Source organism: Citrobacter sp. CK199, from assembly GCF_030333285.1.
GTDB lineage: Bacteria > Pseudomonadota > Gammaproteobacteria > Enterobacterales > Enterobacteriaceae > Citrobacter_B > Citrobacter_B koseri.
This window is the reverse complement of record NZ_JAOWGF010000024.1, coordinates 503,754-523,706: the sequence shown is the minus strand read 5'-3', so window position 1 is coordinate 523,706 and position 19,953 is coordinate 503,754. Positions and strand designations below refer to the sequence as shown.

Sequence of the window (19,953 nt, the reverse complement as noted above, 5' to 3'; positions counted from 1 at the left end):
CGTCACTATGCAATTTAATATCCCTACGTTGCTCACGCTGTTTCGCGTCATTCTGATCCCATTCTTTGTATTGGTGTTTTATCTGCCATTTACATGGGCTCCCTTCGTTACCGCGCTAATCTTCTGTATCGCCGCCGTGACCGACTGGTTCGACGGTTTTCTGGCGCGTCGCTGGAACCAGAGTACGCGTTTTGGCGCGTTCCTTGATCCGGTGGCGGATAAGGTGCTGGTGGCGATCGCCATGGTGCTGGTGACGGAGCATTATCACAGCTGGTGGGTGACGCTGCCTGCCGCGACCATGATTGCGCGTGAAATTATTATTTCCGCGCTGCGTGAATGGATGGCCGAGCTGGGCAAACGCAGCAGCGTGGCGGTCTCCTGGATCGGCAAAGTGAAAACCACCTCGCAAATGGCGGCGCTGGCGTGGCTGCTGTGGCGTCCAAACATTTGGGTGGAATATGCCGGGATCGCGCTTTTCTTCGTTGCTGCCGTGCTGACGCTGTGGTCTATGTTCCAGTATTTGAGCGCTGCACGCGGGGATTTGCTTGATCAGTGATCGTTTCGCCGCAAATTTCAGCAAACGATCGTGGGTGGCGAAAAATATCGTTGACTCGTTGCGTCAGGTAAGTAGAATGCAACGCATCGAACGGCGGCGCAGGTTGCCAGACGATAACAAAATCAAGTGATTAACAAAGTTACTTGATGATGCGGGAATAGCTCAGTTGGTAGAGCACGACCTTGCCAAGGTCGGGGTCGCGAGTTCGAGTCTCGTTTCCCGCTCCAGTTTAAAGACATCGGCAATAGCGGGTGTCCGGCTGAAAAGCCTGAAGAATATGGCGCGTTAGCAAAGCGGTTATGTAGCGGATTGCAAATCCGTCTAGTCCGGTTCGACTCCGGAACGCGCCTCCACTTTCTTCCCGAGCCCGGATGGTGGAATCGGTAGACACAAGGGATTTAAAATCCCTCGGCGTTCGCGCTGTGTGGGTTCAAGTCCCACTCCGGGTACCATGGGAAAGACAAGAATAATCAAAGCAATAAGCAGTGTCGTAAAACCACCTCCGGGTGGTTTTTTTGTGTCTGTCATCTGTTCGCTGATGATCTTGTCTGCCATTCCTTCCCCAATAAGTATCCCTTACTTCGTCAGCCATGTAAGATAATTGCGGGCGAGAGTATTTCACTGAGGAAAAGCGTTATGAAAACAGGACCGTTAAACGAAAGCGAGCTGGAATGGCTGGATGATGTACTGACAAAGTACAATACCGATCACGCGATTCTGGATGTGTCAGAGTTGGATGGTTTACTGACGGCTGTACTCAGTTCGCCGTATGAGATTGAGCCAGAGCAATGGCTGGTCGCGGTATGGGGGGGGGCGCAATATGTTCCGCGCTGGTCCTCTGAAAAGGAGATGACGCGTTTTATGGAACTGGCGTTTCAGCATATGGCGGATACGGCAGACAGGCTTAATGAGTTCCCGGAACAGTTTGAACCGCTGTTCGGTCTGCGTGAAGTCGAAGGTCATGAGCTGACCATCGTGGAAGAGTGGTGCTTTGGCTATATGCGCGGGGTCGCGCTCTCTGACTGGTCCACCTTACCGGATACGCTACAACCCGCGCTGAAAGCCATTGCGTTGCACGGTACGGAAGAGAACTTCGCCGTGGTTGAAAAAATGTCACCAGAAGCGTTTGAGGAGAGCGTTAACGCGATTCGTCTGGCGGCCCTGGATTTACACGCGTACTGGATGGCGCACCCGCAGGAAGCGCCGGTGCAGGTGCCGGTAAGAGCGGAAGTAAAGGTAGGGCGCAACGATCCTTGCCCCTGCGGCAGCGGTAAAAAATATAAACAGTGCTGTCTGCACTAAACACAAAAAAGGGGCTTAGCGCCCCTTTTGTTTTATCCCACTTCAGGCAGCAGCCCGGCAGCGATACAGAATTGTACGCCGATCACCACTATCCCACAGGTAAAGACGAGGGCTAATGCCGGAACGCCGCCCGCTACGCGATACGTTGCCTGCGGATTATGCTTCCTGCTTTGCCACGCGAGCAGGGAAGGGATCAGCAATGCCAGCACCGCCAGCGCGACGCCAGCGTATCCCAGCGCCATCACAAAGCCGCGTGGGTAAAAGAGTGCGAACGCCAGTGGCGGCAGGAAGGTAATTGCGCCGGTTTGCAGACGCCCGGCGACGGTGTTGCGTCGCTGGAACAGATCTGCCAGATAATCAAATAATCCCAGCGCCACACCCAAAAACGATGTCGCCAGCGCCAGGTCGGCAAACAGATGCACCGCCAGTTCAACGTGCGGCGAGGCAACCACCTCACGCAAGGCCTGCAACAGGCCATTTAACCCGGCATGATCGGCCAGCAAGCCCATAAAGGTAGAGGAGTTGATACTGCCGAGCGTGGCAAGCTGCCAGAAAATGTATGCCACCAGCGGGATTGCGCTACCGGTGATAAATACCCATCGCAGTTTGCGAATATTACCGTTCATATAGCTGACGATGCTGGGTACGCTGCCGTGAAAACCGAACGACGTAAAAATGACCGGAATTGCTGATAACGCCAGACCCTGTTGCAGCGGCAGCGTAAGCAGATTCACTTTATGAATATGCGGCATCAGCAGCGCCAGCATGGCGACCAGGAAGATAATTTTGGCGCTGAAGAGAAAGCGGTTGAACAGATCGACCAGCGAGGTTCCGACGCACACGACGCCACCGGCAACCACGGTGAACAGCAAAACGCCCATCGCCGGAGACATATCGGCGCCCGTCCAGTCGCTGATGCTTGAGGCCAGCAGCTCGCCAGCCCCGCTGATATAGGCCGCTGTGAGCGCATACATCAGAAACATCATGCTAAAGCCGGTGATCCATTGCCCATAACGTCCGAGGTAGCGTTTTGCCAACGTTCCTAACCCGGTATCTGCCGGAACGTGCTGATATACTTCCAGAAGCAACAGCGCGGTGTAGCACATTAATGCCCATAACCCAATCAATAACGCCAGTGTGACGCTGAAACCAACGCCAGCGGCGGCCAACGGCATCGCCAGCATACCGGCGCCGATAGTGGTGCCCGCTACGATAAAAACACTACCCAGAGTTCTATTTTTCACGCTTTCCTCTGTCCCAGAGATAATCAACGGTTATATCTGCGGCGCAGGGTAAGGCATAACATTATTTTCGTCAAATGACCGTTACAACATGTGTATACCATTGTTTACGAAAATTGGCATGAAGGCGTGCGCCACCACGATTGCATCGGCTGTGCATGTAAACCTGCGTTAGCGCAAAGCGGTATTCGCCGGCTCCCGGTAGGCTACAGGCTTTATTGAGGAGGATGTATGGATTCTATTCACGGCCACGAAGTGCTGAATATGATGATTGAGTCAGGCGAGCAGTATTCGAATGCCAGCCTGGAAGCGGCGATTACGGCGCGTTTTGGTGAACAGGCGCGTTTTCATACCTGTTCGGCTGCTGATATGACGGCGGCGGAGCTGGTGGCGTTTCTGGCGGCGAAGGGTAAGTTTATTGCGAAGGATGACGGCTTCTCTACGCACGAAAGCAAGATCTGCCGCCATTGAGCGTAAACGGTGAGGGAGCCTCACCGTTTAATTTTAGTTTTGGGTATCAAGCGTAGACAGTTCTTTATCGATGAAGTACAGACCTTCACCGCTTTTCCCTGCCAGCGTTAATTTATCAATAATAGATTTAAATAACTTCTCTTCTTCATGCTGTTCAGCGACATACCATTGCAGGAAGTTGAATGTCGGATAATCCTGGTTGGTCATCGCGGCATGCGCCAGTTCATTAATTTTCTGCGTAATTAATTGTTCGTGTTCGTAGGTGGCGCGGAACAGTTCATCCAGTGAAGCATATTCGGCAGCAGGCGAAGAGATCGTATTGATGCACGGTAAGCTACCGGTATCGGTCAGATAATCGAACAGGCGCTGCATATGCGTCATCTCTTCCTGCGCGTGACGACGCAGGAACGCTGCCGCCCCTTCAAAGCTATGGTAGCTGCACCATGCGCTCATCTGTTGGTAGAGCAGAGAAGAATATAATTCAAGGTTCATTTGCTCATTCAGTTTGTCGATCATTTCTGTTTTCAGCATGGTTCCGCTCCACAAAGAATCATTATACGTTGATGTGGCGTCACTATAATTTGTTATTTAATTATTTGCAAAAGGTAAAATAATAAATTTAATTATTAAAAATGCGAATGGGAATAAAACGCATTAACGCTATTAAATATAAAAATATACAATGAGAATAATTAAAGCCAGCAGCGTCATGCTGGCTAAAGATATTAATACCCGCCAGCGGATATTGGCTGGATGGCTACGCCCTGACACTGATAAGACAGCGTGATTCTGGTGTTCATGCACAGCGAACCGGCATAAACGCTACAGGTTGACACTGGCTGACCGAATGCGATGGCGTTGGCGTATCCCATCTGCTGACATTCGCGTGTCGCCGTACCGTGCGCAACATAATCATCCGCGCGCGCCGTTTGCATCATCGCCTGGTTATAACTGAGGCGGACAATCCCGCTTGTCGGGTTGGTTTCACTGACCTGCGCTTGCTTGGTGAGGGTACATCCCGTCAGGGCTATGAGTGAGAGGCCAAGGATAAAGGTTTTCATAATATCGCTCTGAGAATCCGGTGACAGCACATCCTATCTTGAACAGTAGACATTCAATGGCCTGAATAGCTTAAGAATTGCCCATGATTAATCCCAACGACACCGGCTCTTTGTGCGATACGGGAAAAGTGTGAGCACATCTTAATTTTTTAAAACCATTTTTCACTAAATTTGAAAGTATGTTTGCGAGATAGTAATGTGACGTATACGTCAACGACTCACGGCGGGATTTCCCGCGACGCATTCAGGAGAAGACAGAATGAAAATTGCACTGATGATGGAAAACAGCCAGGCAGGTAAAAATGCCACCATTCATCGCGAGCTTAAAGCGGTAGCGGATGAAAAGGGATTCCCTGTTTTCAACGTCGGGATGAGCGATGAAAACGACCATCATCTGACTTATATCCACCTTGGTATTATGGCCAGCATTCTGCTTAACGCCAAAGCGGTGGATTTTGTTGTGACGGGTTGTGGCACCGGGCAGGGCGCGCTGATGTCGCTGAACATTCATCCGGGCGTGGTGTGCGGCTACTGCATCGACCCGGCGGATGCGTTCCTGTTTGCGCAGATTAACAACGGTAATGCGCTTTCTCTGCCATTCGCAAAAGGCTTTGGCTGGGGTGCGGAGTTGAATGTGCGTTTCATCTTTGAAAAAGCATTCACCGGCCGTAACGGGGAAGGGTATCCACCAGAACGTAAAGAACCGCAGGTACGTAACGCGGGCATTCTGAACCAGGTGAAAGCGGCGGTGGTGAAAGAAAACTATCTGGATACGCTGCGCGCCATCGATCCTGAACTGGTGAAAACGGCGGTCTCCGGCCCACGTTTCCAGCAGTGTTTCTTTGACAATTGCCAGGATAAAGAGATCGAAGCGTTCGTTCGCGACATTCTCGGTTAATGTGTCATGTAAGCCGGATAACGCGGCGTTTATCCGGCTTACCGCGTTTGCTTTGCTACCGTTTCTTCTCCTGAATGGGTACTATGGCGGCCTTTCTATAAGGAGCTTACTATGTCCCAACCACTGAACGCCGATCAGGAACTGGTCTCTGACGTTGTTGCCTGCCAGTTAGTTATCAAACAGATTCTGGATGTTATTGACGTTATTGCCCCGGTTGAAGTTCGGGAGAAGATGTCCAGCCAGTTGAAAAACATCGATTTTACCAGCCACCCTGCCGCAGCGGACCCGGTTACTATGCGGGCCATTCAAAAGGCGATTGCGTTGATTGAGCTGAAATTCACGCCGCAGGACGAAGCGCACTAAAGTAAAGCGACTGCGTAACAGCCTCCCGGCACGGGAGGCGTAACGTCGTGGCAATATAGCGGTTAGTGGTGTTGATAGTTGACGACGTTGAGTAAGTGTTTGTCCGTTTGCACCATACACAATCCCGCGCGTTTTGCGCTGCGAACTTCATCGAGAATCGTCTGTAACAGAACGCCATCCTGCTGCTGATCTTTTTCCAGGTCGTGGAGAAAGTTGAGCGTTGGCGCGTCATTCATTGCTTTGGCTTCGTCGGTTAAGCGTGAGAGCGTACTGGCGCGTTGCTGATACTCATCCAGCGTTTTTTGAAATAACTCTTCAAGACAGGTTAACTCTTCGCCGGGAACATCAATGGCTCTCACGATGGGGTTGGCGCCTGCGTTCTTCATAAAATTGAACATGCGCATCATCTGGGTCACGTTTCCCTGCGCCTGGGTACGAAGAAAGGTCGCCGTGCCGGTCAGACTGTGGTCAAAACACCAGTCGCTCAGGTGGAGGTAGAGGTTAGATGCGTAAAACTCAAGGTTCATTTGGGTGTTGAGCTTATGAACCATTCCAGCTGTCGCCATATCAATATCCTTATTTCCAGAAAGGGTGATGCGCGTTACTCATGTATGCGCAATGAATACTGTTAGCAGAATAAATCCGTTCTGCCGGTCCTTTATGTGATCAAAAAGCTGATTCCGTTGCCGATCGAAAATAAGCATAGCGCCAGTACGGCTATAAGAAAATCCTTAAATCCAAATGTTTATATTTTTTTACAGTTTGCTGAAGGTATATCGCTGACGGAGAATGTAAGAATATAACGGATGTTGATATACATGATTGATTTTACGTGATTTTAAATTGATATTTATTTTTGAAATGATGTTTCATATCACAAAAGAAAATACACCGGCGTGTTAGGATCGAATAATTAGCGGGCGAAACAGTTCTGGCCGAAATTATCGACAACGTTTTTTGCGCCAGATCATTTTTGCCCATTTTTTAAATATAACCGAATGAACAATTCGTCATTTCGGTGTGATTAACACGAGTAAAGCGAGGAGTCGTAAATGAAAAAGGTCGCTGTCCTGCTGGCGCCAGGATTCGAAGAAGCAGAAGCCGTGGTCACTATTGATATTCTGCGTCGCCTGAATATTGATGTTGAAACGCTGGCCTGCGCGGAATCTCGCGCGGTAGTGAGTTATCACGATATTCCAATGGTTGCGGACAACACCCTCGCCGGGCGTCTGGACACGTTGTATGACGCCATCGTCTTGCCCGGCGGCCCGCAGGGGAGCGCTAATCTGGCCGCCAGCGCGCAGGTGATCGACTTCGTTTCCCGCCATGACGCTGCGGGTAAACTGATCTGTCCGGTCTGCTCCGCCGCAGCGCGTGTGCTGGGGGGCAATGGTCTGCTGAAAGGACGCCGTTACGTCTGCTCTGGCGACCTATGGGAAAATGTGACTGACGGTGAATATGTTGATGCGCCGGTCGTGGAAGATGGCAATCTCTTGAGCGGCAAAGGGTTAGGGCATATTTTTGATTTTGCGCTGACGCTGGCTGCTCGTCTGTCAGGGGATGACGCTTCTGTTCGCGATCATGCCGATCATATTTACTATGCCTGGTAAAGCATATTTCCCCGGATGCGCTTGCATTCGGGGACAAGGATTTGCTGGCTGATGTTATGGACTAATCTGCTACCCCTTTTTTATTTGTCTGACAAAACCTTCTTTTTTTATGTCATTTTCCGCTGAATTTATGTACGCAATTACTGTAATTCTGCGGTGTGATGCCGCTCTCCTATGGAGAATCAATTTCCCGCTACAACTAACACCAGCACGGGTATCAATCCTTGGATTTTAAGGTAATACCTTGTTTTACGGCTAAATTACAAAGAATCGTTCGATTTTACCCTACATAAAAGAACGCTAAAGCTGGAGTTAACCATGCACAAATTTACTAAAGCGCTGGCAGCCATCGGTCTGGCTGCCGTTATGTCACAATCCGCTATCGCGGAAACCATGAAGCTCGGTTTTCTGGTGAAACAACCGGAGGAACCCTGGTTCCAGACAGAATGGAAATTTGCCGATAAAGCCGGGAAAGATCTGGGTTTTGAGGTCATTAAAATTGCGGTGCCGGACGGTGAGAAAACCCTGAACGCCATCGACAGCCTGGCGGCGAGTGGGGCAAAAGGCTTTGTTATTTGTACCCCGGACCCGAAACTGGGTTCAGCGATCGTTGCAAAAGCGCGTGGGTATGACATGAAGGTGATCGCTGTGGACGATCAGTTCGTCAACGCGAAAGGTAAGCCAATGGACACCGTACCGCTGGTGATGATGGCGGCCACGAAAATTGGCGAGCGCCAGGGGCAGGAGCTGTATAAGGAGATGCAAAACCGCGGCTGGGATGTAAAGGAAACGGCGGTGATGGCGATTACCGCTAATGAACTGGATACCGCGCGTCGCCGCACATCCGGCTCGATGGACGCGCTGAAAGCTGCGGGCTTTCCGGAAAAACAGATCTATCAGGTTCCAACGAAATCCAATGATATTCCCGGCGCATTCGATGCCGCTAACTCTATGCTGGTTCAACACCCTGAAGTGAAACACTGGCTGATTGTCGGCATGAATGACAACACCGTGCTGGGCGGCGTGCGCGCCACCGAAGGTCAGGGCTTTAAGGCGGCGGACGTTATCGGCATCGGCATTAACGGTGTGGATGCGATCAGCGAACTGTCAAAAGCGCAGGCGACAGGATTCTACGGCTCGTTGCTGCCCAGCCCGGACGTACACGGCTATAAATCCAGTGAAATGCTCTACAACTGGGTAACCAAAGATGCGGAACCGCCAAAATTCACTGAAGTGACCGACGTGGTGCTGATCACCCGTGACAACTTCAAAGAAGAACTGGCGAAAAAAGGTTTAGGCGGCAAGTAACACAAATGCCGGATGGTGACGCGAAAACGGCTTATCCGGCCTGCGAATTGCGTATTCAGTAGGCCGGATAAGGCAACGCCGTCATCCGGCAAAATCCTGACTCACGGAGACGTTATGCAACAGCCCACCCCATATCTCTCATTTCGCGGCATCGGGAAAACGTTCCCTGGCGTTAAGGCGCTGACGGATATCAGTTTTGACTGTTATGCCGGTCAGGTGCATGCGCTGATGGGCGAAAATGGCGCCGGGAAGTCCACACTCTTAAAAATTCTCAGCGGCAACTATGCGCCAACCACGGGATCGCTGGCGATCCGTGGGCAAGAGATGACCTTTGCCGACACCACGGCTGCACTGAATGCCGGTGTCGCCATTATTTACCAGGAACTGCACCTCGTGCCGGAAATGACCGTTGCGGAGAATATCTATCTCGGCCAGCTCCCGCATAAAGGGGGGATTGTTAACCGGACGCTGCTCAACTACGAAGCCGGTCTTCAGTTACAACATCTGGGGATGGATATCTCCCCGGATACCCCGCTGAAATACCTCTCGATTGGCCAGTGGCAAATGGTGGAGATTGCGAAAGCGTTAGCGCGTAACGCCAAAATTATCGCTTTCGATGAACCGACCAGCTCGCTCTCCGCCAGGGAGATCGAGAACCTGTTCCGGGTAATTCGCGAACTGCGCAAAGAAGGGCGCGTCATTCTGTATGTGTCGCACCGTATGGAAGAGATCTTTGCACTGAGCGATGCCATTACCGTGTTTAAAGATGGCCGCTACGTTAAAACATTTACCGATATGCAGCAGGTTAACCATGACGCGCTGGTTCAGGCGATGGTTGGGCGCGATCTCGGCGATATCTACGGCTGGCAGCCTCGCGCCTGTGGCGCAGAGCGGCTGCGGCTGCAAGAGTTGAAAGCGCCGGGCGTTCGCGTGCCTGTCAGCTTATCCGTACGCAGCGGCGAAATTGTCGGCCTGTTTGGTCTGGTTGGCGCCGGGCGCAGTGAATTAATGAAAGGGCTGTTCGGCGGAACGCGCATCACCGGAGGGCAGGTGTTCATTGATGAGCAGCCCATTGATATCCGCAAACCGGCGCACGCGATTGCGGCGGGCATGATGCTGTGCCCGGAAGATCGCAAAGCGGAGGGGATCATTCCTGTGCATTCGGTTCGCGACAATATCAACATCAGCGCCCGACGTAAGCATGTGCTGGGCGGGTGCCTGATCAATAACGGTTGGGAAGAGAGCAATGCCGAACACCATATTCGCTCCCTCAATATAAAAACGCCAGGTGCTGAGCAACTCATTATGAATCTCTCCGGGGGGAATCAACAGAAGGCGATTCTGGGACGCTGGTTATCGGAAGAGATGAAGGTCATTTTGCTTGATGAGCCGACGCGCGGTATCGATGTTGGCGCAAAACACGAGATCTACAACGTTATTTACGCGCTGGCGGCGCGCGGTGTGGCCGTGCTGTTTGCCTCCAGCGATCTGCCGGAAGTTCTTGGTGTTGCCGACCGTATTGTGGTGATGCGTGAAGGTGAGATCGCCGGTGAATTACTTCACGAACAGGCGGATGAACGGCAGGCCCTGAGCCTTGCTATGCCTAAAGTCAGCCAGGCTGTCGCCTGAGTAAAGGAGAGTAAGATGTCTTCTGTAACTACATCCGGTTCTGGCGCACCTAAGTCGCCGTTTAGCTTCGGGCGTATCTGGGATCAATACGGCATGCTGGTGGTGTTCGCCGTCCTGTTCCTGGCGTGTGCGATCTTTGTGCCTAACTTTGCCACGTTCATCAACATGAAGGGGCTGGGGCTGGCGATTTCGATGTCGGGTATGGTGGCGTGTGGGATGCTGTTTTGTCTGGCGTCCGGCGATTTTGACCTCTCCGTCGCCTCGGTGATTGCCTGTGCCGGCGTCACCACCGCCGTGGTCATCAATATGACCGAAAGCCTGTGGATTGGCGTGGCGGCCGGGCTGCTGCTGGGCATACTCTGTGGACTGGTGAACGGTTTTGTTATCGCGCGTTTAAAGATCAACGCCCTGATTACCACGCTCGCCACGATGCAGATTGTTCGTGGTCTGGCCTATATCATCTCTGACGGTAAAGCGGTAGGGATTGAAGATGAGCGCTTCTTCACCCTCGGGTACGCCAACTGGTTTGGGCTACCTGCGCCGATCTGGTTAACGGTAGGGTGCCTGGTTATCTTTGGTTTATTGCTGAATAAAACCACGTTTGGCCGCAATACGCTGGCGATTGGCGGGAATGAAGAAGCGGCGCGTCTGGCCGGGGTGCCGGTAGTACGCACGAAGATCATTATCTTCGTTCTCTCCGGGCTGGTGTCGGCGGCGGCGGGGATTATCCTGGCATCGCGCATGACCAGCGGCCAGCCAATGACCTCCATTGGTTATGAACTGATTGTGATTTCAGCCTGCGTATTAGGCGGTGTCTCCCTCAAGGGCGGCATCGGAAAAATCTCATATGTGGTCGCGGGGGTGTTGATCCTGGGGACGGTGGAAAACGCCATGAACCTGCTGAACATTTCCCCCTTTGCACAGTACGTCGTGCGCGGCTTAATCCTGCTGGCAGCGGTAATCTTCGACCGTTACAAACAAAAGGCGAAGCGCACCGTTTAATGAAATAAACCGTAACTATTCAGTTTAGCTCCTCCCGATAGCCAGCCGCTACCCCGGCTGGCTATTGTCTTTCTAAATGGCGAGCAGCGTCACACTGTCTATACTTACATGGCTAATGGGGCCGATCCGCGCGCCTCAAAAACGATGATTAAGGAGGAGAACAGGGTGGCAGAACCGTTAACCGTATCCCCCGAACTGTCCGCAAACTATGCTTATTTTTTCGATCTTGATGGGACGCTGGCGGAGATTAAACCACACCCGGATCAGGTGGTGGTGCCGCACAATATTCTCCAGCTGTTACACCGCCTCTCGACGCATAACGCAGGGGCGCTGGCATTGATTTCAGGGCGCTCAATGGCTGAGCTTGATGCGCTCTCAGCCCCCTTTTGCTTTCCCCTTGCCGGGGTGCATGGGGCGGAACGCCGTGACATCAATGGTAATACCCATATCGTGCGCCTTCCGCAGGCGATAGCACGCGATGTCAGCGCGCAGCTGCACGCCGCGCTGGGAAATCTTCCAGGGGCGGAACTGGAAGCGAAAGGCATGGCCTTTGCGCTGCATTACCGGCAGGCGCCGCAGCATGAGGCGACGTTGCTGGCGCTGGCGCAGCACATTACGCAGAAATGGCCACAGCTTGCGCTTCAGCCGGGTAAATGCGTGGTGGAGATTAAACCGAAAGGCGCGAACAAAGGGGAGGCCATTGCCGCGTTTATGCAAGAAGCGCCATTTGCAGGGCGTATCCCTGTCTTTGTGGGCGATGACTTGACGGATGAGGCGGGCTTTGACGTCGTCAATAATTTGGGAGGGATTTCAGTCAAAGTGGGTGCCGGGGCGACCCGGGCAACAGGACGTCTGGCAGGCGTTCCTGAGGTCTGGCGCTGGCTGGAAGAAATTAACAATCCACAACAAGAAAAAAAATTAATGAATGACAGGAGAGATGGCTATGAGTCGTTTAGTCGTAGTATCTAATCGAATTGCTCCCCCGGATAATAAAGGCGGCGCGGGTGGCCTGGCAGTTGGCGTACTGGGCGCGTTGAAAGCGGCGGGCGGATTGTGGTTCGGCTGGAGTGGCGAGACGGGCAACGAGGATAAGCCGTTAAAAAAGGTCACACGAGGCAATATGACCTGGGCGTCTTTTAATCTGAGCGAGCAGGACTACGAGGAATATTATTGCCAGTTTTCGAATGCGGTCTTATGGCCTGCCTTCCATTATCGACTCGATCTGGTGCAGTTCCAGCGCCCCGCGTGGGAAGGGTATTCACGGGTGAATGCGCTGCTGGCGGATAAGCTGCTGCCCTTACTGAAAGATGACGATATTATCTGGGTTCATGACTATCATTTATTGCCGTTTGCCAGTGAATTGCGCAAGCGGGGCGTGAATAATCGCATCGGCTTTTTCTTGCATATCCCTTTCCCGACGCCGGAAATTTTCAATGCCTTGCCGCCGCACGATACGCTGCTGGAACAACTGTGTGATTTTGACTTACTGGGATTCCAGACGGAAAACGACCGCCTGGCGTTTCTGGACAGTCTGTCAAGCCAGACCAGAGTAACCACGCGCGGCAGTAAGAGCCATTCGGCATGGGGGAAATCCTTCCGCACTGAGGTCTATCCTATTGGCATTGAACCTGACGAGATCGCACAACAGGCTTCCGGGCCGTTACCGCCGAAACTGGCGCAGCTAAAAGCGGAGCTGAAAAATGTGCAAAACATTTTTTCCGTCGAGCGTCTGGATTACTCCAAAGGATTACCGGAGCGTTTCCAGGCGTATGAAGCGCTGCTGGAGAAATACCCCCAGCACCACGGGAAAATTCGCTATACGCAAATAGCGCCGACCTCGCGTGGTGAAGTGCAGGCTTATCAGGATATCCGCCACCAACTGGAGACGGAAGCAGGGCGTATCAACGGTAAATATGGACAGCTTGGCTGGACGCCGCTCTACTATCTTAACCAGCACTTTGATCGCAAGCTGCTGATGAAGGTGTTCCGCTACTCGGATGTCGGGTTAGTGACCCCGCTGCGGGATGGTATGAATCTGGTCGCGAAAGAGTTTGTCGCCGCGCAGGACCCGGCAAATCCCGGCGTTCTCGTTTTGTCACAGTTTGCCGGTGCGGCGAATGAGTTGACGTCCGCGCTCATTGTTAACCCTTATGATCGGGATGATGTGGCCGTAGCGCTCCACCGCGCGTTGACCATGCCGCTTGCCGAACGCATTTCACGCCACGCGGAAATGCTTGAGACGATTATTAAAAATGATATTAATCACTGGCAGCAACGGTTTATTCGCGACCTAAAGGATGTCGCGCCACGTAGCGCTGAAACGCTGCATCGCAATAAGGTCGCCACCTTCCCAAAGCTTGCCTGACGCCCGCTAATCACCGGCAAGCGGAACCAGCAATACATCAACTTCACTGGCGCTAACGACACTTTTCGCTGAGCAGGACGCTCGCGAAAAGAAGCTGTGATTATGATTGCCGCAAATGACCAAATCCACCTGCTGCTTACGACACACATCCAGAATATGCGCGCTTAACTCCCCGTAAGTAATGAACGTTTGTTCAATCGGGTAGTCTGCCTTCGCACTCAGTTTGTCGAGAAAATCCTGCGTCTCTTCATGCATCACCTCCCGCAAATCTTCCAGCATGGGGGCGGCGAATTGATTATACAGCTCGGGATCAGAGGCGAGGGTAATCAGGCTAATGCGGGCATTGACGGGACGAGCAATGGAGACAGCTTTCGCTAACAGCTGCTGACTTTCGGGGGTAACGGCGACGGCGACAAGAATATGCGTATAGCTCATAACTCGCTCCTTATTGCAAGAATATGAGGTTTCTTCTTCAGCTTTACTCTGTTTAGTCGAATTCTGCAATGTTTTCCTGTGACGATAGTGTGAAGGTTATCATAATAATTCATTAATTATTCTTATAAATGGAATAGTGGCATAACGCATATTGTAAACGTTATTACGCGCTTTAACTTAAATCGACCAATTATGAAAACAAAATGTTAATTACGATGTAACAAAAATTAACTTGTTATGCATCATAGATACCGTCTATTGGTTAACCCTGCTTAATATTTAAGTGGTTGTTTAGAAACGATTAAATTATTTTACGTCCCCGACAGGAATATTCAGAAAGGGGGATATTTTCAGATGTTATTTTAACGGTACTAAACATACCGCATGAGTGATTATTTACGCACATATTCGTGTATCTGGAATAGAAAAACTGAACGAAAGGCTAAAAAATAATCAAAATAAAAGTTCAACTGATGGATTTATGTTAAGTATTTGGATGATTTATGTGATCTAGATCACATATTTCTCAAATTCGCAGCCCGGCTCCGTTGTATGTGTTCGTGCTGACGAGTAGAGTTGCGTCGAATTAGGAAAAATCTTAGGCATTTTGTAATAAATCATGTAAACGTGTAAAAACCTGACACCCCATTAAGGGGGGTTTTACTGTATGCATCGGTGCCTGGGCGTGGCTATGCATTTGACCTTTTTGCTTTTTTTACCGGGGATTCCCGGCGACATCACGGGGTGCGGTTACACCGCATAAAAATAAAGTTGGTTATTCTGGATGGGAACAATGCATACATCCGAGTTGCTGAAACACATTTATGACATCAATCTGTCATATTTACTCCTTGCACAGCGTCTGATCGTTCAGGACAAAGCATCCGCGATGTTCCGCCTTGGTATCAGTGAAGAGATGGCGAACACGTTGGGTACTCTGACTCTTCCACAAATGGTTAAACTGGCCGAAACAAACCAGCTGGTATGTCATTTCCGTTTTGACAACCACCAGACAGTTACCCAGCTGACCCAGGATTCTCGCGTTGACGATCTTCAGCAAATTCATACCGGTATCATGCTTTCAACACGCCTGTTACACGATGTGAATCAGGCCGATGATGCGGCGCGTAAGAAAAGGGCTTGATGATGAGTGAAAAAAGCATTGTTCAGGAAGCTCGCGATATCCAGTTAGCGATGGAATTGATCTCTTTGGGCGCCCGTTTGCAAATGCTGGAAAGCGAAACGCAGTTAAGTCGTGGTCGCCTCATCAAATTATACAAAGAGTTACGCGGCAGTCCTCCGCCAAAAGGTATGCTTCCTTTTTCAACGGACTGGTTTATGACATGGGAGCAAAACATTCATGCCTCCATGTTTTGCAACGCCTGGCAGTTCTTACTCAAAACCGGTCTGTGCAGCGGCGTGGATGCGGTCATTAAAGCGTACCGTCTGTATCTGGAACAGTGCCCGCAGGCGGAAGACGGGCCATTGTTGGCGTTAACACGCGCATGGACGCTGGTGCGTTTCGTGGAAAGCGGGTTGCTTGAATTATCGACCTGTAATTGCTGTGGCGGGAATTTTATTACCCATGCGCATCAGCCTGCGGGAAGTTTTGCCTGTAGTTTGTGCCAGCCGCCGTCCCGCGCAGTAAAAAGACGTAAACTTTCCCAAAATGCTGCCGATATTATTCCACAACTGCTGGATGAACAGATCGAACAGGCTGTTTAACCGATACGGTGTGGACAAACACTCCAGCAGCGGTAAGTAATTACCGCTGCTTTTTTTTGCCTTGCCGACGTGTTATTCGCCCGACTGTACATCCTGTTTTAGTCAACAGCGGAAGGATGATGTCGTGCTTATCTTATTAGGTTACCTGGTAGTTCTCGGTACAGTTTTCGGTGGTTACATGATGACCGGCGGACACCTTGGAGCACTCTATCAACCGGCTGAATTCGTCATCATCGGTGGTGCGGGGATCGGGGCATTCATTGTCGGTAACAACGGCAAAGCGATCAAAGGGACGTTAAAGGCGATCCCGTTACTGTTTCGTCGTTCGAAATACACAAAAGCGATGTACATGGATTTGCTGGCGTTGCTCTATCGCCTGATGGCCAAATCGCGCCAGCAGGGGATGTTCTCGCTGGAACGTGACATTGAAAACCCGAAAGAGAGTGAAATTTTTGCCAGCTATCCGCGTATTCTGGCCGACGCGATCATGCTTGATTTTATCGTCGATTATCTGCGCCTGATCATCAGCGGCAACATGAATACCTTTGAAATTGAGGCGCTGATGGATGAGGAAATTGAAACCCACGAAAGCGAGGCGGAAGTTCCTGCCAACAGCCTGGCGCTGATGGGCGATTCATTACCGGCATTTGGTATCGTTGCGGCGGTCATGGGGGTTGTCCATGCGCTGGCTTCCGCCGATCGTCCGGCGGCTGAACTGGGGGCGCTGATCGCCCATGCGATGGTGGGGACATTCCTCGGGATTTTATTGGCCTATGGGTTTATCTCGCCACTCGCCAGCGTGCTGCGTCAAAAGAGCGCTGAAACCACCAAAATGATGCAGTGCGTAAAAATCACACTGCTTTCTAACCTGAACGGTTATGCGCCGCCGATCGCCGTCGAATTTGGTCGTAAAACATTGTATTCCAGCGAACGACCTTCGTTCATTGAACTGGAAGAGCACGTACGCGCAGTGAGAAACCCGAACCAGCAGCAGACGACGACCGAGGAAGCATGAAGAATCAGCCCCATCCAATTATCGTCGTAAAACGGCGGAAACATAAGGGTCACGGCGGGGCGCATGGCTCCTGGAAAATTGCTTACGCCGACTTTATGACGGCGATGATGGCTTTTTTCCTCGTCATGTGGCTGATTTCTATCTCCAGTCCTAAAGAATTGATTCAAATTGCCGAATATTTCCGTACGCCGCTGGCAACAGCGATAACGGGCGGACATCGCATCGCGAACAGTGAAAGTCCGATCCCCGGCGGCGGCGAGGACTACACCCAGCAGCAGGGTGAAGTGAACAAGCAACCCAATATTGATGAACTGAAAAAGCGTATGGAGCAGAGCCGTCTGAGCAAATTGCGCGGCGACCTGGATCAGCTGATTGAGTCCGATCCCAAACTGCGCGCATTGCGGCCGCACCTGAAGATTGACCTGGTTCAGGAAGGGCTGCGCATTCAGATTATCGACAGCCAGAATCGCCCGATGTTTAAGACGGGCAGCGCGGAGGTTGAACCTTACATGCGTGACATTCTGCGTGGTATTGCGCCGGTGTTGAACGGTATTCCTAACCGCATCAGCCTTTCCGGTCATACGGATGATTTCCCGTACGCCAGCGGCGAACGGGGATACAGCAACTGGGAATTGTCGGCCGACCGCGCCAATGCTTCGCGTCGCGAGCTGGTGGTTGGCGGTCTGGATGATGGAAAAGTATTACGGGTGGTAGGCATGGCCGCCACGATGCGTCTGAGCGATCGCGGTCCTGATGACGCCATCAACCGCCGTATAAGTCTGCTGGTGTTGAACAAGCAGGCAGAAGAGGCCATTTTGCATGAAAACGCTGAAAGCCAGAATGAGCCGGTAAGTGTCTTACAACAGCCAGCGGCACTCCCGCCGGTAAGCGTTCCCACATCGCCACCAGCCAATCCGAGGTGATAGCGTGAGCATGGATATTAGCGATTTTTATCAGACATTTTTTGATGAAGCTGACGAGCTGTTGGCTGACATGGAGCAGCACCTGCTTGATTTGGCGCCTGAAGCCCCGGACTCTGAGCAACTGAATGCCATTTTTCGTGCGGCGCACTCCATTAAAGGCGGCGCAGGTACTTTCGGCTTTACCGTTTTGCAGGAAACAACCCACTTGATGGAAAACCTGCTGGATGAAGCCCGGCGCGGTGAGATGCAGCTCAATACCGACATTATCAACCTGTTTTTGGAAACGAAAGATATTATGCAGGAACAGCTCGACGCCTATAAAAGCTCGGAAGAGCCGGATGCCGCAAGCTTCGAATATATCTGCAACGCGTTACGTCAGTTAGCGCTCGAGGCGAAAGGGGAAACCGCTCCGGCGGTGGTTAACGCTGCCAAACTGAGCGTCGTCGACGGTACGGCGATACAGGAAGAGGCAGTCGCACAGGAAAACAGCGCGGAAGAGAGCAAACTGCGCGTGGTTCTTTCGCGCCTGAAAGCCAATGAAGTCGATCTGCTTGAAGAAGAGTTGGGCAACCTGGCCACCTTAACGGATGTGGTGAAAGGCGCGGATTCGCTGTCCGCGACCCTCGACGGCACGATTGCGGAAGATGACATCATTGCGGTGCTCTGCTTTGTGATTGAAGCCGATCAGATAGCCTTTGAGACGGTCTACTCAGCCCCGGTCGCGCAGGTCGAAGAGCCTGTTGCCGTGGCAACTACGCCGCAACCGACCGCAGTGGTACCTGTTGCCAAAGCCGCCGCCAGCGAACCGCAGTCCGGGCGCGCCGAGCGTGAAAAGCCGGCCCGTGAGCGAGAGTCAACCAGTATTCGCGTGGCGGTTGAGAAAGTAGACCAGTTGATCAACCTGGTCGGCGAACTGGTGATTACTCAGTCAATGCTGGCCCAGCGTTCTAATGAACTGGACCCGGTTAATCATGGCGATCTCATCACCAGCATGGGTCAGTTACAACGTAACGCCCGCGATCTGCAAGAGTCGGTGATGTCGATTCGTATGATGCCGATGGAGTACGTCTTCAGCCGCTTCCCGCGTCTGGTGCGCGACCTGGCGGGGAAACTGGGCAAACAGGTTGAACTGACCCTCGTCGGCAGCTCGACGGAACTGGATAAAAGTCTGATTGAACGCATTATCGACCCATTAACCCACCTGGTGCGCAATAGCCTCGATCACGGTATCGAGATGCCGGAAACACGCCTTGAAGCCGGGAAGAATGCTATCGGTAATCTGATCCTCTCCGCTGAACACCAGGGCGGCAATATCTGCATTGAAGTGACCGATGACGGCGCGGGGCTGAACCGCGAGCGCATTCTGGCGAAAGCTGTCTCTCAGGGGATGGCAGTCAACGAAAACATGACCGATGAAGAAGTGGGCATGTTGATTTTTGCGCCGGGCTTCTCCACCGCCGAGCAGGTGACGGATGTTTCCGGTCGCGGCGTGGGCATGGACGTGGTGAAACGTAACATCCAGGAGATGGGCGGCCACGTTGAAATCCAGTCGAAGCAGGGGACGGGCACCACCATTCGCATTCTGCTGCCGCTGACGCTGGCTATTCTGGACGGGATGTCCGTCCGCGTGGCGGGCGAAGTGTTCATTCTGCCGCTGAATGCGGTAATGGAATCGCTGCAACCGCGTGAAGACGATCTGCACCCGCTGGCCGGAGGCGAGCGCGTACTGGAAGTGCGCGGCGAGTATCTGCCGCTGGTGGAACTGTGGAAAGTCTTTGATGTCGTTGGCGCCAAAACTGAAGCCACGCAGGGCATTGTGGTGATCCTGCAAAGCGGCGGTCGCCGTTACGCACTGCTGGTTGATCAGCTTATTGGACAGCACCAGGTGGTAGTGAAAAACCTGGAAAGCAACTATCGCAAGGTGCCTGGCATTTCTGCGGCGACGATTCTGGGCGACGGCAGCGTGGCGCTGATCGTTGATGTCTCCGCATTGCAGGGTTTAAACCGTGAACAACGTATGGCGATCACAGCCGCCTGATTGAGTGAGAA

At 52.1% G+C, this 19,953-nt stretch carries 21 protein-coding genes and 3 tRNA genes; 19 read left to right on the top strand and 5 right to left on the bottom strand.

Annotated features, from left to right (window positions below; genetic code table 11):
• The first annotated feature begins 7 nt into the window (after nt 1-7).
• From pgsA to OGX75_RS06515, 5 genes are all read left to right on the top strand, one after another.
• Nucleotides 8-556 carry a CDP-diacylglycerol--glycerol-3-phosphate 3-phosphatidyltransferase gene (pgsA, locus tag OGX75_RS06535; protein WP_012131934.1) on the top strand — a complete coding sequence of 183 codons (549 nt, stop codon included), beginning with the start codon at nt 8-10 and terminating at the stop codon, nt 554-556.
• A gap of 151 nt (nt 557-707) precedes the next feature.
• Nucleotides 708-783 (top strand) — tRNA-Gly (locus OGX75_RS06530).
• A gap of 52 nt (nt 784-835) precedes the next feature.
• A tRNA-Cys gene (locus OGX75_RS06525) sits at nt 836-909 on the top strand.
• A 12-nt stretch (nt 910-921) separates the two neighbouring features.
• A tRNA-Leu gene (locus tag OGX75_RS06520) sits at nt 922-1,008 on the top strand.
• Between the two features lie 184 nt (nt 1,009-1,192).
• Entirely contained in the window at nt 1,193-1,858 is a 666-nt protein-coding gene (locus OGX75_RS06515; RefSeq protein ID WP_047463105.1) for a YecA/YgfB family protein, read from the top strand.
• Nucleotides 1,859-1,890: 32 nt separating this feature from the next.
• Here the strand turns inward: OGX75_RS06515 and tyrP are convergent, their stop codons facing one another.
• Nucleotides 1,891-3,102: a tyrosine transporter TyrP gene (tyrP, locus tag OGX75_RS06510; protein WP_286451251.1), complete on the bottom strand. Its 1,212-nt coding sequence runs from the start codon at nt 3,100-3,102 to the stop codon at nt 1,891-1,893.
• 228 nt (nt 3,103-3,330) lie between these two features.
• Between tyrP and OGX75_RS06505 the strand changes: the two genes are divergently transcribed.
• Nucleotides 3,331-3,570 carry a YecH family metal-binding protein gene (locus OGX75_RS06505; protein WP_012131938.1) on the top strand — a complete coding sequence of 80 codons (240 nt, stop codon included), beginning with the start codon at nt 3,331-3,333 and terminating at the stop codon, nt 3,568-3,570.
• A 33-nt stretch (nt 3,571-3,603) separates the two neighbouring features.
• Here the strand turns inward: OGX75_RS06505 and ftnA are convergent, their stop codons facing one another.
• Together ftnA and OGX75_RS06495 are read right to left on the bottom strand one after the other, a co-directional pair.
• Nucleotides 3,604-4,101 carry a non-heme ferritin gene (gene ftnA, locus OGX75_RS06500; RefSeq protein ID WP_012131939.1) on the bottom strand — a complete coding sequence of 166 codons (498 nt, stop codon included), beginning with the start codon at nt 4,099-4,101 and terminating at the stop codon, nt 3,604-3,606.
• 194 nt (nt 4,102-4,295) lie between these two features.
• Entirely contained in the window at nt 4,296-4,631 is a 336-nt protein-coding gene (locus OGX75_RS06495) for a YecR-like family lipoprotein (RefSeq protein ID WP_047464021.1), read from the bottom strand.
• Nucleotides 4,632-4,890: 259 nt separating this feature from the next.
• Here OGX75_RS06495 and OGX75_RS06490 point away from each other — a divergent pair, with 259 nt between their 5' ends.
• Nucleotides 4,891-5,529 (top strand): RpiB/LacA/LacB family sugar-phosphate isomerase, encoded by a 639-nt coding sequence (locus OGX75_RS06490; RefSeq protein ID WP_012131941.1) that lies wholly within the window; start codon nt 4,891-4,893, stop codon nt 5,527-5,529.
• A 111-nt stretch (nt 5,530-5,640) separates the two neighbouring features.
• On the top strand, nt 5,641-5,892 hold the full coding sequence (gene yecJ / locus OGX75_RS06485) for a DUF2766 family protein YecJ (RefSeq protein ID WP_012131942.1): 252 nt from the start codon (nt 5,641-5,643) through the stop codon (nt 5,890-5,892).
• Nucleotides 5,893-5,954: 62 nt separating this feature from the next.
• Here yecJ and OGX75_RS06480 read toward each other — a convergent pair whose 3' ends face one another.
• Nucleotides 5,955-6,458, bottom strand: coding sequence for a non-heme ferritin-like protein (locus OGX75_RS06480; protein WP_012131943.1), 504 nt, complete (start codon nt 6,456-6,458; stop codon nt 5,955-5,957).
• Nucleotides 6,459-6,944: 486 nt separating this feature from the next.
• On the opposite strand from OGX75_RS06480, the gene OGX75_RS06475 reads away from it, so the two are divergent.
• The 6 genes from OGX75_RS06475 to otsA all read left to right on the top strand — a co-directional run bounded on the left by OGX75_RS06475 (nt 6,945) and on the right by otsA (nt 13,806).
• Entirely contained in the window at nt 6,945-7,502 is a 558-nt protein-coding gene (locus OGX75_RS06475) for a DJ-1 family glyoxalase III (RefSeq protein ID WP_047463114.1), read from the top strand.
• A 318-nt stretch (nt 7,503-7,820) separates the two neighbouring features.
• Nucleotides 7,821-8,810, top strand: coding sequence for an arabinose ABC transporter substrate-binding protein AraF (araF, locus tag OGX75_RS06470; protein WP_112001987.1), 990 nt, complete (start codon nt 7,821-7,823; stop codon nt 8,808-8,810).
• 114 nt (nt 8,811-8,924) lie between these two features.
• The gene (gene araG, locus OGX75_RS06465) at nt 8,925-10,439 is read left to right on the top strand and encodes an L-arabinose ABC transporter ATP-binding protein AraG (protein WP_286451252.1); all 1,515 of its coding nucleotides are present in this window, start codon (nt 8,925-8,927) and stop codon (nt 10,437-10,439) included.
• Between the two features lie 15 nt (nt 10,440-10,454).
• Nucleotides 10,455-11,441, top strand: a complete 987-nt coding sequence (gene araH, locus OGX75_RS06460) for an arabinose ABC transporter permease AraH (protein WP_024130242.1) — start codon at nt 10,455-10,457, stop codon at nt 11,439-11,441.
• A 165-nt stretch (nt 11,442-11,606) separates the two neighbouring features.
• A complete protein-coding gene (gene otsB, locus OGX75_RS06455; protein WP_058669454.1) occupies nt 11,607-12,410 on the top strand; it encodes a trehalose-phosphatase in 804 nt (267 codons plus the stop codon).
• The gene (otsA, locus tag OGX75_RS06450; protein ID WP_114847783.1) at nt 12,385-13,806 is read left to right on the top strand and encodes an alpha,alpha-trehalose-phosphate synthase; all 1,422 of its coding nucleotides are present in this window, start codon (nt 12,385-12,387) and stop codon (nt 13,804-13,806) included. Before otsB ends, otsA begins: the two co-directional genes overlap by 26 nt.
• Before the next feature lie 6 nt (nt 13,807-13,812).
• Here otsA and uspC read toward each other — a convergent pair whose 3' ends face one another.
• Nucleotides 13,813-14,241, bottom strand: a complete 429-nt coding sequence (gene uspC, locus OGX75_RS06445; protein WP_012131952.1) for a universal stress protein UspC — start codon at nt 14,239-14,241, stop codon at nt 13,813-13,815.
• Between the two features lie 793 nt (nt 14,242-15,034).
• On the opposite strand from uspC, the gene flhD reads away from it, so the two are divergent.
• The 5 genes from flhD to cheA all read left to right on the top strand — a co-directional run bounded on the left by flhD (nt 15,035) and on the right by cheA (nt 19,942).
• Nucleotides 15,035-15,385: a flagellar transcriptional regulator FlhD gene (flhD, locus tag OGX75_RS06440; RefSeq protein ID WP_024130245.1), complete on the top strand. Its 351-nt coding sequence runs from the start codon at nt 15,035-15,037 to the stop codon at nt 15,383-15,385.
• Nucleotides 15,386-15,387: 2 nt separating this feature from the next.
• Nucleotides 15,388-15,966, top strand: a complete 579-nt coding sequence (gene flhC / locus OGX75_RS06435; RefSeq protein ID WP_024130246.1) for a flagellar transcriptional regulator FlhC — start codon at nt 15,388-15,390, stop codon at nt 15,964-15,966.
• 124 nt (nt 15,967-16,090) lie between these two features.
• Complete coding sequence (gene motA, locus OGX75_RS06430; protein ID WP_049010960.1) at nt 16,091-16,981, top strand: flagellar motor stator protein MotA; 891 nt, start codon at nt 16,091-16,093, stop codon at nt 16,979-16,981.
• Nucleotides 16,978-17,904, top strand: coding sequence for a flagellar motor protein MotB (gene motB, locus OGX75_RS06425; RefSeq protein WP_012131957.1), 927 nt, complete (start codon nt 16,978-16,980; stop codon nt 17,902-17,904). The genes motA and motB overlap by 4 nt, the downstream gene beginning before the upstream one ends.
• A gap of 4 nt (nt 17,905-17,908) precedes the next feature.
• Complete coding sequence (gene cheA, locus OGX75_RS06420; protein WP_286451253.1) at nt 17,909-19,942, top strand: chemotaxis protein CheA; 2,034 nt, start codon at nt 17,909-17,911, stop codon at nt 19,940-19,942.
• Nucleotides 19,943-19,953: the final 11 nt, after the last annotated feature.

Excerpts from the sequence above, each read along its gene's own strand:
- motB (WP_012131957.1), top strand. The coding sequence starts at position 16,978 with ATGAAGAATCAGCCCCATCCAATTATCGTCGTAAAACGGCGGAAACAT.
- yecJ (WP_012131942.1), top strand. The coding sequence starts at position 5,641 with ATGTCCCAACCACTGAACGCCGATCAGGAACTGGTCTCTGACGTTGTT.
- OGX75_RS06515 (WP_047463105.1), top strand. The coding sequence starts at position 1,193 with ATGAAAACAGGACCGTTAAACGAAAGCGAGCTGGAATGGCTGGATGAT.
- OGX75_RS06490 (WP_012131941.1), top strand. The coding sequence starts at position 4,891 with ATGAAAATTGCACTGATGATGGAAAACAGCCAGGCAGGTAAAAATGCC.
- ftnA (WP_012131939.1), bottom strand. The coding sequence starts at position 4,101 with ATGCTGAAAACAGAAATGATCGACAAACTGAATGAGCAAATGAACCTT.
- OGX75_RS06475 (WP_047463114.1), top strand. The coding sequence starts at position 6,945 with ATGAAAAAGGTCGCTGTCCTGCTGGCGCCAGGATTCGAAGAAGCAGAA.
- otsA (WP_114847783.1), top strand. The coding sequence starts at position 12,385 with ATGAGTCGTTTAGTCGTAGTATCTAATCGAATTGCTCCCCCGGATAAT.
- pgsA (WP_012131934.1), top strand. The coding sequence starts at position 8 with ATGCAATTTAATATCCCTACGTTGCTCACGCTGTTTCGCGTCATTCTG.
- flhD (WP_024130245.1), top strand. The coding sequence starts at position 15,035 with ATGCATACATCCGAGTTGCTGAAACACATTTATGACATCAATCTGTCA.
- flhC (WP_024130246.1), top strand. The coding sequence starts at position 15,388 with ATGAGTGAAAAAAGCATTGTTCAGGAAGCTCGCGATATCCAGTTAGCG.
- araF (WP_112001987.1), top strand. The coding sequence starts at position 7,821 with ATGCACAAATTTACTAAAGCGCTGGCAGCCATCGGTCTGGCTGCCGTT.
- uspC (WP_012131952.1), bottom strand. The coding sequence starts at position 14,241 with ATGAGCTATACGCATATTCTTGTCGCCGTCGCCGTTACCCCCGAAAGT.
- araG (WP_286451252.1), top strand. The coding sequence starts at position 8,925 with ATGCAACAGCCCACCCCATATCTCTCATTTCGCGGCATCGGGAAAACG.
- OGX75_RS06495 (WP_047464021.1), bottom strand. The coding sequence starts at position 4,631 with ATGAAAACCTTTATCCTTGGCCTCTCACTCATAGCCCTGACGGGATGT.
- OGX75_RS06480 (WP_012131943.1), bottom strand. The coding sequence starts at position 6,458 with ATGGCGACAGCTGGAATGGTTCATAAGCTCAACACCCAAATGAACCTT.
- OGX75_RS06505 (WP_012131938.1), top strand. The coding sequence starts at position 3,331 with ATGGATTCTATTCACGGCCACGAAGTGCTGAATATGATGATTGAGTCA.
- araH (WP_024130242.1), top strand. The coding sequence starts at position 10,455 with ATGTCTTCTGTAACTACATCCGGTTCTGGCGCACCTAAGTCGCCGTTT.